Source organism: Hydrogenophaga sp. (assembly GCF_030373225.1).
Lineage (GTDB): Bacteria > Pseudomonadota > Gammaproteobacteria > Burkholderiales > Burkholderiaceae_C > Hydrogenophaga.
The window spans coordinates 62,968-74,737 of record NZ_JAUCZG010000009.1 but is presented as its reverse complement, the minus strand read 5'-3'; the positions used below and the strand labels follow the sequence as shown (position 1 = coordinate 74,737).

Annotated in this window: 12 protein-coding genes; all 12 read right to left on the bottom strand. The window is 67.8% G+C overall.

Annotated features, from left to right (window positions below):
- Nucleotide 1: 1 nt before the first annotated feature.
- The 12 genes from QUV35_RS07390 to QUV35_RS07335 all read right to left on the bottom strand — a co-directional run bounded on the left by QUV35_RS07390 (nt 2) and on the right by QUV35_RS07335 (nt 11,764).
- Complete coding sequence (locus QUV35_RS07390; protein WP_300872119.1) at nt 2–583, bottom strand: tetratricopeptide repeat protein; 582 nt, start codon at nt 581–583, stop codon at nt 2–4.
- A gap of 180 nt (nt 584–763) precedes the next feature.
- Nucleotides 764–1,528: a hypothetical protein gene (locus tag QUV35_RS07385; RefSeq protein WP_300872117.1), complete on the bottom strand. Its 765-nt coding sequence runs from the start codon at nt 1,526–1,528 to the stop codon at nt 764–766.
- The gene (gene motB / locus QUV35_RS07380; protein ID WP_300872115.1) at nt 1,528–2,595 is read right to left on the bottom strand and encodes a flagellar motor protein MotB; all 1,068 of its coding nucleotides are present in this window, start codon (nt 2,593–2,595) and stop codon (nt 1,528–1,530) included. Before motB ends, QUV35_RS07385 begins: the two co-directional genes overlap by 1 nt.
- Entirely contained in the window at nt 2,595–3,455 is an 861-nt protein-coding gene (motA, locus tag QUV35_RS07375) for a flagellar motor stator protein MotA (RefSeq protein WP_300872113.1), read from the bottom strand. The genes motB and motA overlap by 1 nt, the downstream gene beginning before the upstream one ends.
- Nucleotides 3,456–3,488: 33 nt before the next feature.
- The gene (locus QUV35_RS07370; RefSeq protein WP_300872111.1) at nt 3,489–4,325 is read right to left on the bottom strand and encodes a hypothetical protein; all 837 of its coding nucleotides are present in this window, start codon (nt 4,323–4,325) and stop codon (nt 3,489–3,491) included.
- A 23-nt stretch (nt 4,326–4,348) separates the two neighbouring features.
- Entirely contained in the window at nt 4,349–5,725 is a 1,377-nt protein-coding gene (gene flgK / locus QUV35_RS07365; protein WP_300872109.1) for a flagellar hook-associated protein FlgK, read from the bottom strand.
- 1 nt (nt 5,726) lies between these two features.
- The gene (locus tag QUV35_RS07360; RefSeq protein ID WP_300872107.1) at nt 5,727–6,104 is read right to left on the bottom strand and encodes a hypothetical protein; all 378 of its coding nucleotides are present in this window, start codon (nt 6,102–6,104) and stop codon (nt 5,727–5,729) included.
- 1 nt (nt 6,105) lies between these two features.
- Complete coding sequence (locus QUV35_RS07355) at nt 6,106–7,236, bottom strand: flagellar basal body P-ring protein FlgI (protein WP_300872105.1); 1,131 nt, start codon at nt 7,234–7,236, stop codon at nt 6,106–6,108.
- Entirely contained in the window at nt 7,236–7,958 is a 723-nt protein-coding gene (locus QUV35_RS07350) for a flagellar basal body L-ring protein FlgH (RefSeq protein ID WP_300872103.1), read from the bottom strand. The genes QUV35_RS07355 and QUV35_RS07350 overlap by 1 nt, the downstream gene beginning before the upstream one ends.
- Nucleotides 7,955–8,737: a flagellar basal-body rod protein FlgG gene (flgG, locus tag QUV35_RS07345; protein WP_300872101.1), complete on the bottom strand. Its 783-nt coding sequence runs from the start codon at nt 8,735–8,737 to the stop codon at nt 7,955–7,957. Before flgG ends, QUV35_RS07350 begins: the two co-directional genes overlap by 4 nt.
- Before the next feature lie 19 nt (nt 8,738–8,756).
- Nucleotides 8,757–9,494 carry a flagellar basal body rod protein FlgF gene (flgF, locus tag QUV35_RS07340; protein ID WP_300872099.1) on the bottom strand — a complete coding sequence of 246 codons (738 nt, stop codon included), beginning with the start codon at nt 9,492–9,494 and terminating at the stop codon, nt 8,757–8,759.
- A complete protein-coding gene (locus tag QUV35_RS07335) occupies nt 9,494–11,764 on the bottom strand; it encodes a flagellar hook-basal body complex protein (protein WP_300872097.1) in 2,271 nt (756 codons plus the stop codon). The genes flgF and QUV35_RS07335 overlap by 1 nt, the downstream gene beginning before the upstream one ends.
- Nucleotides 11,765–11,770: the final 6 nt, after the last annotated feature.

Sequence of the window (11,770 nt, the reverse complement as noted above, 5' to 3'; positions counted from 1 at the left end):
CTCACTCCTTCTCGGCCGCCTCCAGCTGCTCCACGATCTGATCGACCCTGGCGAGCTCCTCAGCGGTCAGACGCCGCTCCAGCTGGTCAGCCCACGACCGCGCGGCAGGCCCGCCCGCCTTCAAGGCCATGCGAAACCAGGCCAGGGCGGCCACCTCGTCCCTCGGGACACCGATGCCCTTGAGATACAAGGAGGCGAGGTTGAAGCGTCCGATCGGATCGCCGCGCCGGGCGGCCCGCAGATACCACTGGGCGGCCGAGGCGTTGTCACGGCTGGCCCCCACGCCGTTTTCATAAATCGATCCCAGCTTCACCATGGCCGCCACGTTGCCGCCATCGGCAGACGTGAGCAACCAGTGCCAGGCCCGCTGGGTGTCGCCCTGACCACCGACGCCCTGAAAGTACATCTGCGACAAATCGTATTGCGCGCGCACATCCCCGGCCTCGGCCAGCACGGTGTAGCGCTCGAACGCCTTCGCGTAATCGCCACCTTCAAACGCGCTTCGGGCCCGGTCGTAATCCGAACAGGCCACGACCCCCAGCGCGAGGAGCACCGTCACGAGACGAATCGACCAGGCCCTCATGCGGCTGCTCCGGTGCAGGTTGCGGTGAACAGGGGGCGATGGGACCTGTGGCTGGGCGTGTGCGATTTCATGAAGATGTCCTGCGGGGATCGGTTGGCGATGCAAAAATTCGGGGGCACCGGCGGCGGGGGCTGAGCGTGGAGGCGGGTGCGCTGGCGGCCTGCCCAGTCAGGGCACTGGTCACGGGGCTTTGCCTTCCCCGGTGTTGATGCCCATCTCCGGGCCGGACGGTGGCGGGCTTCGGTCGGCAGCCCTCGAGCGAAAGAGCAGTGAATACGCCTCCACCAGTTCCATGGAAGTGGGCGGTACCGCCTCGCGCATGGAAGCAAACGCATCCAGCGCCGCCGTCCGGCTGCCCTGGGCAGCGAACCCACGCACGGCACACAGGTAAAGCCTGGCCACCAGCACGGGCTCGGGAGGTGGCATCCGCTGTGCGAGATGCCCGGCCATGGCGCGACAGGCCGGGGCGTGATCCGCCTGTGCGGCCCGACCGAGGTAGCGTTGCGCGGTGGCGGCTTCCGTCGAGATCAGCCGCCGCAGGTGCGCCGTTCGGGCAGGCGCTCCCGGCTGGCGGTCCGTGCCCAGGCGTTTGGCATGCTTTTCCATGACCGCCAGCGACAACATTCCGCGCTGGTAGGCGGCTTCTGCGTCACCCGCTTCGGCCAGGTCTGCCACCGCCTGCAACAGTCGCCGGCTGGTCTCCAGGGCCTCCAGCAGGCGCGCCTCGTTGGTGACGCAGCGGGCCTCTGCCAGACAGACCTGCTCCGTCAGCGCCACCCGCTGGGCCGACGCGTACCGCTGCAGCAGCGAGGGCAGCGCGCCGCTGGCCGCCGCGGGAGCGGCCGCGGCCGGCAGGCCTTGTGCCGCCACCGAGGCGGCAAACAGCCCCCACCCCAGCGTCAGCAGGACAGCGGCCGGCAGCGAGCGCACAAATCGGATCCCCATCAACGCTGTTCGGGTAAAACCAGGGCCTGACCTCGGGTGCTGGAAACCGGGCGAGCAGGCGCCGGGGCCACCAGGCCCTCGGCGGCGCGGGGAATGGCCGAAGGATTGCCTGAACGGGTTTCAGGCGAGGCAGGTTCGGCCACGGCCCGCTCTGCCGGTGCAGCAGGCGCCACCGCGTTGGGCGCGAAGGCGCTGTTGCGGCCGTTGGCCGGCCGCGCCTGCTGCTTGAGCACCAGCAGCGAGATGCGCCGGTTCAGCGGATCGTTGGCGTCTGCGGGATTGAGCTGAACGCTGTCGGCAAACCCCGCCACCAGCGAGATCTGGGACGACTCGAACCCGCCGCCCACGATGGCCCGGCGAGCCGCGTGCGCGCGGTCACTCGACAGCTCCCAGTTGCCGTAGTCGGCCATGCTGCCGCCAAATGGGCGCGAGTCGGTGTGGCCTTCAATGCGCAACTTGTTGGGCAGACCACTGAGCACCCGTCCGATGGTGGTGAGCAGTTGCAGCGATTGCGCCGACATCTGTGCACTGCCCGACGGAAACATGGGACGGCTTTTTTCGTCAACGATCTGGATCCGCAAGCCATCGGACGTGATGTCCATGAAGATCTGGTTCTTGAACCGGTCCAGCGAAGCATCCGAGGCGATCTGCTGGTCCAGCGCCCGCTGGAGCTGCTCCAGCCGCTCTTCCTGCATCCGGTTGAACTGCGCCGTGACCTCTTCCTCGTTGCTCACCTTGCGCTGGGGTGTGTTGGAGTCTGCCCGGGCTTCCTGCCCGTCCTGCTTGAAGATGTTGTCGCCGCCGCCCTTGATGATGCGGGCCGCGTCTCCCGAGCCCGAGCCGCCATTGATGGACACGCGCAACGGGTTCTGGAAATAGGCCGAAATGCCGGCGAGATCGCCACTGGTGGTGGAGCCCAGCACCCACATCAGCAGGAAGAAAGCCATCATGGCCGTCACGAAGTCGGCGTAGGCGATCTTCCAGACGCCGCCGTGGTGACCGTGGCCCGCCTTCTTGATGCGTTTGACAACGATCGGCGGCAAGGGCTTGTTGGCGGTGGTGGCCACTATTTGGCCTTCGCAGCTTTGGTTTCGTCATCGAGCTCCTGGAAGCTCGGGCGAAGATCCGGGTAAAGGATCTTGCGGCCAAACTCCACCGAAGCCTGGGGCGTGAACCCGTTCATGTGGGCCAGCAACACCGTCTTGACACACAGAAAGGCCTTGGACTCGGCTTCGTTGTTCTGCTCCATGACGCTGGCCACCGGGCCGACGACCGAGTAGGCCAGCAAGATGCCGAGGAAGGTACCGACCAGCGCGGCGCCGATCAGCTTGCCCAGCTCCTCGGGCGGCAGACCGATCGAGCCCATGGTGTGCACCACGCCCATCACGGCGGCCACAATGCCGAACGCGGGCAAGGCGTCGGCCACTTTCTGCACCACCGTCACCGGCACGTGCGCCACCTGGTGGTGAACATCGAGCTCCTGCTCCATCAGGTTCTCGATCTGCATCACGTTCAGCGCGCCGCCCAACATCATGCGCAGGTAGTCGGTCAGGAATTCCACCAGGTGGTGGTCTTTCAGGATCGTGGGGTACTTCGCAAAAAGGGCGCTGGCTTTCGAGTCCTCGATGTCACCCTCCAGCGACATCAGGCCGTCGCGGCGAATGCGGTTGAGGATTTCGAAGAGCAGGCAAAGCAGGTCGAGATACAGGCGCTTGCTGGTGGCCACAGCGCGAAACGATGCCGGCACCGCCTTCATCGTGTGCATGAGGACACGGGTGTTGTTGGAGGCGATCAGATACCCCACTGCAGCACCCACGATGGTCAACACTTCGGTCGGTTGCCACAGCACGCGGAGGTGCCCGCCATGCAGTGCGTATCCACCGAGGACACACACCATGCCGATTATCCAACCCAAAGGGATAGTCATGAAAATTTCCGGAAGCTAAGAAAAGGTGAAGGCTCAGCGAATGAGGTCGAACAGGCTGGTCGACTCGATGCGCCCGAACATCGAGCGGGCCGCCTGGAGCTGGGCGCTGTACGTGGCCAGGCTCGAGGCCGCCTGCGCCAGATCGGTGTCGACCAGGGAAGAGCGGGCCGCCACCGCCGCATCGGCCACGCCCTGGTTGGCGTCCTGGTAGGTGGCGACCAGGCTCCAGCGGGTACCCACCGAACCCCGGGCGTCCAGCACGGCCGCGCGCAAGGCTTCGATCTGTTGGGCCGCCTGGCCGCGCTGCGCGTCCGTGCTGCTGGCCAGATCGAGCACCCAGTCCTGGCCGATCAACCCGGCCAGCGTGGTTTCCGCGCTGCCTTCCAGGGTGACCTCGGACGACATGGTTTGCCCGGGCCGGACTTCAAGCGCGGGGTGATCCGCGTCGGCCACGCCCTGGGAGAAGATCGGGCGCGCCTGGCTGTCACGGCGGGTGAGCTCGGCCTGGATCGCGGCCGCATCGAGCCGGAGACCGGTCGACAGCGCGTTCTGGGCGTCCGATGCCAGGGCACCGTTGCGCGAGCGGGCCAGGGCCTCGCCCATGCGCAGCAGTGCGTCACCAATGGCGGACAGGCTCAGATCGGCCTCGGCATAACGCATGTCCAGCTCGGACAGGTTGCCGGCATGCACTTCGGTGCGGGCTTTCACCTGGGTCAGGCGGGACGACTGCGACACAGCCGCCACGTCCTGGGACACGGCGTCGATGCCCCTGCCGGAGGCAATGCGGCCGATTTCGCGCGCCATCGCAGCGCTGCCGGAGCCCACCGCGTCGGCCGGCACCTGGTACATCTGGGCAGTGGAAACTCTCATGATCAATACCTTTCAAAAAGGGGTCAGCGGCCGACCACGGCCAGGATTTCGTCGAGCATGGCCGCGTTGGCTTGCAGCAGTCGGCTGGCGGCGGAGTAGGCCTGCTGGTAACGCAGCAGGTTGGCGGCCTCCTCGTCGAGGTTCACCCCCGACTGCGATTCAAAATCGCTTTTCAGTCGCTGCTCCACCGCAGCCGACGACGCCTGCCCGACCTCGTGCACCGTGACCTCGGCACCCAGGTTTGAGACCATCCCCCGCCAGCTCGACAGCAGCCCGTCCTGCAGGCTGGCGGCGTTCTGAGAGGATTCCGTGTCGTTCGCGGCTTGCGCGAGCTGGAGGAAGGCGGCCTTCACATCGGCTTCCGAAACCCCGGGCTGGCGCGAATTCCACGCCGCCAGCCGGGACAGTGCCTGGCTCAGGGGATCGGCGGAGGCCGTGCTTTCGGCGCGGGCGGCATCAAACAACGAGGTCAGGCGCTGCAAGGCCGGGTCCGGCGTGCCCGATGGCTGAAGCACCACCGACGGGTCGCGCGCCAGGCGCAGTTGCCCGCCCAGTGCACCACCCCATTCGTCGGCGCGCAGCGGCACCACCACCGACACCGCCTCCTGGCCCGTCGGATTGAGCCGCAGGCTGAAGCGGATCGGCTCACCCACGTCGTCCTGCAGGCCGGTGCTCTCGATCTGCCCGCCGTGCTCCCCGTTCACCAGCGGCTGCCCGTCCACAAAAATGCGCGCAAAACCTTCGTCGCTCACGCTCACGCCGGCACCGAGCAGTTCACCCGCGCGCAGCAGCAGGGCATCCCGGCGGTCGAGCAAGGCGGCGTCGGCCGTGCCACGGGTGGTGGCCATCGCGCGGTTCATCAGCACCAGTTCGCTGGCGAGCCCGTTGAGCTCATCGACCGCCAGAGACAGGTTGGCGCGTGCATCCGAGCGCACGGTGTTCAGGCTGTTTTCCACTTGCGCGGCCGAACCCAGCAAGGCGGTGCCTCGGGCCCGCACATCGGCCAGCGCCGCACCATCGGCCGGATTGCGCGCCAGGCCCGCCAGGCTCTTGAAAAAGTTGTTGATCGGCGCGTCCATCGCCAGGGCCGGATCGGCCGCCTCGCGGTCCAGGGCAGACAGTCCCTGGGCGACCGAGCTGTGGAACGCGGTGACCCCGGCCTGGGTGATGCGTTGCTGCTGCAGCAAGCCACTCCAGTCGCGGGCGAAGCCCGCCACGCTGACCCCCTGGCCAAAGCCGGGCACGCCGTTGGGCAGGGCACCGGTCACGCCGGTTTCCATGCGCCGGCGTGTGAAACCCACGGTGGCCTGACCCTCGACGTTCTGGGCCGTCAAGGCCATGCCGACCTGGGCACTCTGCAGGGCGGAAAGCGATGTGTGGGCAATGGAATTGGCGCTCATGTCAGTACCTGTGGGGTTGTGTGTTCAAAGGAATGACGGCGCTGCGCGCCCGGTCGATTAATCCGCCATCGCCGCCCGGTGACGGCAAGGCCGCAGCACCTGCGAGCGTCTTGGCCAGTGCAGCGCCCAGCCCCAGCCCGCCCCGGGAGGCGATCAGCTGGGCCAGGTGGTCGTCGGCGATCGCCTGGTAACCCGAAGCCGCCAGGGGCCCTTCACCGGCCTCGCTGAAGCTGGACGCCCTCACCTGCGTGAGCAGCTGGCGCACCAGCAGCTGTTCGAACTGGCTGGTCAGCGCGGGTGTGCCGGTGGCGGCCTGGCGTGCGGGCATCGGCGCATCGAAGGAGCCCGGAGCACGGCTGGGAACAATGGGTACAGGCATGTCAGATCACCTCGATGTCGGCTTTGAGCGCGCCGGCGGATTTCATGGCTTGCAGGATGGCGATCAGGTCACTGACGTTGGCGCCCAGCAGGTTGAGCGCGCGCACGACCTCGTCCAGCGAGGTGGCGGCCGGCAGCGCCAGCAGCGAGGCTGCGGGCTGCTCGATCGATGCCGAATCGATCGAACTCACCACCGTCTCGCCGCGCGAGAACGGTTGCGGCTGGCTCACCTCGGTGGTCCTGCCCACCCGCACCGTGAGCGACCCGTGGGAGACCGCGCAGGCATCGATCGTGACCAGCTGGTTCATGACCACCGAGCCGGTGCGGCCGTTGATCACCACCCGGGGCCGCTCACGCTCGGTCTCCACACGCACCTGCTCCAGCTGGGCCAGGAAGGCCACGCGCAGGGGAGCCTCGGCGGGCAGGCGGATCTGCATGAACCGTGCATCCACCGGCAGCGCGGTCCCGGCACCAAAACGCCGCTCGATGGCTTCGACCGCACGCTGCATCAGGCTGAAGTCGCTGCGGTGCAGCTCGAGCTGCAGGATCTCTTCGTCCAGACGGCCCGGCACCGCGCGCTCGACCGTGGCGCCCGCAGGAATGCGCCCTGCGGCCAGGTGGTTCACCTGCACCGAAGCACCCCCACCGCCAGCGCCCGCCCCCGACACCAGAAGGCTGCCCTGCGCCACGCCATACACCTGGCCGTCCGCGCCTTTCAGGGGCGTCATCAACAGGGTGCCGCCACGCAGGCTCTTGGCATTGCCCAGCGACGACACGGTCACATCAATGGCCTGACCCGGCCTGGAAAAAGCCGGCAGCGTGGCGGTGACGATCGCCGCCGCGGTGTTCTTGAGCTGCAGGGTTTGCCCGGGCGGCAGGGAAATGCCCAGCGCCTGCAACATCGAGACCACGCTCTGGCGCGTGAAGGGGGCTTGCGTGGTCTGGTCGCCGGTGCCGTCCAGGCCCACCACCAGGCCGTAGCCGATGAGCTGGTTGTTGCGCACGCCCGCGATGGACGAAATGTCCTTCAGGCGTTCGGCCAGCACCGCGCCCGGCAGCAGGAACACCAGCAGGGCACACAGCATTCGCCCATGGCGACCCAGGTGCCGCCCGATCGGAGACAGATGGAGCATCAGAACGGCCAGAACTTCAGGATCGCGCGCGTCAGGATGCCCGGTGACTGGGCATCGTCGGCCGCACCGCGACCCCGGTACTCGATGCGGGCGTCTGCCACCAGAATGGAAGGCACCGCATTGCCATTGAGGTCGGTCGGGTTCACGACACCCGAGAACCGGATGATTTCGTCCTCTGCACTGACCGCCAGGCGTTTCTCGCCGGCCACCACCAGGTTGCCGTTGGCGTACACCTCCATCACCGTCACCGTGATGGTGCCCGAGAAGTTGTTGGCCGCACTGCTCGAACCCTTGCCCTCAAAGCTGTTCTCGCTCGACGCACCCAGCGACATGCCCGCCCAGCGCTCGAAGATCGGCACCTTGGTGCCCGCGGTCACGCCCGCACCGAGCGAGCTTTCCTTGCTGGCGGCGGCCGAACTGCGCTTGCTGGCGGTGGTGCGCTCCTCGAGCACCACGGTCAGCGTGTCGCCCACCTGCCGCGCACGGCGGTCCTCAAACAAGGGCCGGTAGCCCGAACCCAGGCCGCCTGCAGAGGGAAACAGGCTGCCCTGACTGGCCGGCAACACCACCACCGGGTTGGGCTTGACCGTGGTCGCTGCGGGTTCGTCGAGGCGGCGATCGGCGGTGGACACCGCGCAGCCCGCCAGCACGAACAGGCACACACCCAGCACCGTGGCGGCCTGCCAGGCCCGGGAGAGGTGGGAGCGGGAAGGCTGGCTCACAGCTGACCCAGACGCTGCAGCATTTCGTCGGACGCCTTCACCGCGCGCGCATTGACCTCGTAGGCGCGCTGCGCCTGGATCAGCGAGACCAGCTCCTCGGCCACGTTGACGTTGGACGCCTCGACATAAAACTGCTTGAGCGTGCCGGCCCCGTCCACCCCCGGAACGCCGGCCGTGGGTGCGCCCGATGCGGCCGTCTCCACCAGCAGGTTGCCGCCGATCGAGGCCAGGCCTCCCTGGTTCACAAAACGGGCGATCTGCAGTTCACCCACCTGGTTCGGCGCCACCTGCCCTGGCAGCTGCACCGACACCTGGCCCGTCTCGCTGACCGTGATCGACAGCGCGTCCACCGGGATGGTGATGCCGGGCTCGAGCACATAGCCCGCCTGGTTCACCAGCTGCCCCTGCGCGTCGCGCGAGAAGTTGCCGTCGCGGGTATAGCCGATCTGTCCGTCGGGCAAGGTGACCTGAAAGAACCCCTGGCCGTTGATGGCCAGATCCAGCGGGTTGCCGGTCTGTGTGAGGTTGCCCTGCAGAAACATGCGCTCGGCCGCACCGGCCCGCACACCGGTGCCGACCTGCAAACCGCTGGGTGCCTGCGCCTGCCCGCCGGTGGGGCCACCGGCCGCGCGCAGGGTCTGGTAGAGCAGGTCTTCGAACACCGGCTTGACCCGCTTGTAGCCGGTGGTCGCGGCATTGGCGAGGTTGTTGGAAATCACGTCCAGGTTGGTCTGCTGTGCATCCAGCCCGGTTTTGGCAATCCAGAGGGATCGGATCATCGATTGGCTCCTGCTCGGGTCAGCGACCCGCGATCAATTGGTTGGCGCTGCGCGCGTTCTGGTCGGCATTGCGCACCAGCTGCATCGAGAGGTCGAACAGGCGGGCCTGGGCAATCATCTGCACCATCGCTTCCGACACGCTCACGTTGCTCGACTCCGAGACGCCCTGGCGCACACGCACCGACTTCGGGTCGGCCGCTGGCAGCGGGTTGCGCGACTCGAACAAGCCGTCGGGGCCACGGTCGAGCGCGCCCGGGTCGGCACGCACCAGTTGCAGGCGACCCACCAGGGTGCCGGTCACGCCGCCTTCGGTGCGCGCATACACGGCGCCGTCTCCGCCCACCTCGAGCAGCGAGCCCTGCGGCATCACCAGGTCACCGCCGGTGCCTTGCAGGGCAGCGCCGGTGGCGGTGCGCAACACGCCCGCTTCGTCCACCGTGAGCCGGCCCGCGCGCGTGTAGGCCGCCGAGCCGTCGGCCCGGCGCACGCTGAACCAGGCATCGCCTTCAAGAGCGAGGTCCAGCGGATTGCCGGTCTGCTCCATGCGCCCGCCCGCGCTGGAAAAGCCCGGCGTGGTCTGCACCGCCGAGGCCCTGGTGGGCGAGCCCGCGCCCTGCACCGGCACGGCGCGAAACGCCGTCAACTGCTCGCGAAAGCCGGGCGTGGCGGCATTCGCGAGGTTGTTGGTGGTGGCGGCCAGCTGGTCGACCGCATTGCGGGCGCCGGCCATGGCCGTGAAAACCATGCGGTCGATCATCAGCGGCTCAGGTTGATCGCGGTGGTCAACACGGTGTCGGCCGCCCTGATGCCCTGCGAATTGGCCTGGTAGTTGCGCTGCTGGATCATCAGCTTGACCAGCTCACCGGCCATGTCGATGTTGCTTTGTTCCAGCATGGCCGAGCGGATCGCGCCGAACGAACCGGCCGTGCCGGTTCCCAGCACCGGCTCGCCGGAGGTAAACGATTCGGTGAACACGCTCTGGGCGACGGCCTGAAGACCCGCCTCACTGTTGAACGTGGCCAGGACCAGCTGCCCTCCCACCAGCGACTTGCCGTTGGTGTACTGGCCGGTGATGACCCCCATCTCGTCGACGCTCACGCCCGTCAGGGCGCCAGGCGCATAACCGTCTGCCGTGGCTTCGCGCACCTGGAAGGCGGTGGCGTATGCCGTGATGTCGGAGAGGTCGAGCTCGAGGTCAAACAGCGGGTTGCCACTGCTGTCGGCCATTTCGGCATGGAACACCGCAGGCAGGGCGGGGTCGCCCGTGACCGAATTGCGCGTGAGGGAGCCGACCAGTTGACCGTCGACAAACTGCAGCGTGCCGATGCGGTTGGCCGCGACCGACAGTTTGTGCGCCAGGTCGGCGCTGGTGGCTGCCGTGTCCGCGTCCTGCTTGGCCAGCAGTGCGGCTGCGGTCGCAACGCTGCCGGCCAGCACGGCGCTGTCGGCCACGCCGTAGGCTTCGATCGCCGCATGGGCCGATGCACTCGCGGTGTTGAGGGAACGCGCGATCACGGCATCGCGGGTCAGTTGCGCCTGCGCCTGGTTGGCCACCAGTTGCGGGTTCGCCGTGTCAAAGTCGGTGAGGGCAGCGACGGCGACGGCGTCGGCCGCAATCAGGTCCACGTTGGTCGGATCCAGTGCCAGTGCGGCGGCAGAAGCCACGCCTGTTGCCTCCAGCGCCGTGCGCTGGGCCACCAGAGCATTCGCCGTGGTCAAGGCAGTCGCAGCTGAAGCCAGTGTGGGAGACGCCTGAAGGGCGCTCTGGAATGCGGTGAACCGGGTGGCCTGGCTCCCCAGAGCCACGGCGTACCCGCCCAGCTCGTAGTCACTGAGTGCGGCTGCCGCGCTGGCGGCCGCAGCCGTGAGTTCGTCGTAGCGAACCGCGTTCAGCGGTGACTCACCCGCCAGCGCCGCATCGGCCGCCGCCCTGGCAGTCTCCAGCAAGCCCTTGCGTCCGGTGGCAACCGCGAGATCGGCATTCGCGGTGGCCAGTGCGCTGGCCGCAGTCACCAGTGCGGCGGCGGCAGGCGACGCAGCACTCAGGGCCGCGCTCGGCGCGACCGCCGCGAGGACCGTCAGGGCCGCATCGCGCGTGGCCGCGGCGCCCGCTTCGTCGGCAACAGCCGCGCGGTAGTTGCCTGCCTTGGCTTCAGCATTCGCCGTGGCGGTGGCCGACGCATTGGCGACTGCGCGAGCCTGGGCAGCCGCTGTCTCTGCGGCAGCACCCAACATGCCGGTGCCCACCGTGCCGGCCGGCGCGCGCGTCAGCAACACACCATCGGCCATCATGTAGACCTCGTACTGGTTGGCGGTGGCCAGGGCAGGCGGTGTCGAAAGGCTTCGCGGATCGTTCAGCACCGTGGGCGCGACCTTCTTCAGGAATACCGTGACCTGGTGCGTGAGGCCCTTGGTGTCGTAAGCCGTGACCGTGGTGCTCGCACTGAAGGTGGACGCATCATCGGCAGCGAAGGTTTTGGGCACGTCGGTGGCCACGCCCCCCACCACCCGAACCGGCATGGCAAGGCGAACGTCCAGGTTCGCATCGACCCGGCCCTCGGAAGAGGCCACCGGCGCCACCGAAGTGGGTGGGAGCTTCAGGCCACCCAGGGCGCCCGTCACGCCGGTCAGGTCGGCATTGGGCTGGTAGCCCGTGAGGAACAGGCCGTTGGCGTTGACGATGTAGCCATTCTTGTCGGCCGAGAACAGACCGTTGCGGCTGTAGTAGTACGAGACCTCGTCACCCGCGGGCAGGCTGGCCATGCGGAACATGCCCTGCCCCTGGATAGCCAGATCCAGCGTCGAGCTCGATGCCTGCAGGGCGCCCTGCTCGTCCACCCGTTTGGTGCCGAAATCCGAGGTGCCCGAGGTGCCGGCCGATTGCACCGCCTTGAAGTACTGGTCCACAAACAGCGACTCGCGCGCCTTGTACCCCACGGTGGAGGCGTTGGACACGTTGTTGCTCGTGACCTGGATCGCTTCGGCCTGAACGGCCAGACCAGCACGGCTGATGTCAAAAATGCTCATGGAGTT

Bases quoted from the DNA above. Each gene is read 5' to 3' on its own strand.
- QUV35_RS07390 (WP_300872119.1), bottom strand. From the start codon at position 583: ATGAGGGCCTGGTCGATTCGTCTCGTGACGGTGCTCCTCGCGCTGGGG.
- QUV35_RS07385 (WP_300872117.1), bottom strand. From the start codon at position 1,528: ATGGGGATCCGATTTGTGCGCTCGCTGCCGGCCGCTGTCCTGCTGACG.
- motA (WP_300872113.1), bottom strand. From the start codon at position 3,455: ATGACTATCCCTTTGGGTTGGATAATCGGCATGGTGTGTGTCCTCGGT.
- QUV35_RS07370 (WP_300872111.1), bottom strand. From the start codon at position 4,325: ATGAGAGTTTCCACTGCCCAGATGTACCAGGTGCCGGCCGACGCGGTG.
- flgK (WP_300872109.1), bottom strand. From the start codon at position 5,725: ATGAGCGCCAATTCCATTGCCCACACATCGCTTTCCGCCCTGCAGAGT.
- QUV35_RS07360 (WP_300872107.1), bottom strand. From the start codon at position 6,104: ATGCCTGTACCCATTGTTCCCAGCCGTGCTCCGGGCTCCTTCGATGCG.
- QUV35_RS07355 (WP_300872105.1), bottom strand. From the start codon at position 7,236: ATGCTCCATCTGTCTCCGATCGGGCGGCACCTGGGTCGCCATGGGCGA.
- flgG (WP_300872101.1), bottom strand. From the start codon at position 8,737: ATGATCCGATCCCTCTGGATTGCCAAAACCGGGCTGGATGCACAGCAG.
- flgF (WP_300872099.1), bottom strand. From the start codon at position 9,494: ATGATCGACCGCATGGTTTTCACGGCCATGGCCGGCGCCCGCAATGCG.
- QUV35_RS07335 (WP_300872097.1), bottom strand. From the start codon at position 11,764: ATGAGCATTTTTGACATCAGCCGTGCTGGTCTGGCCGTTCAGGCCGAA.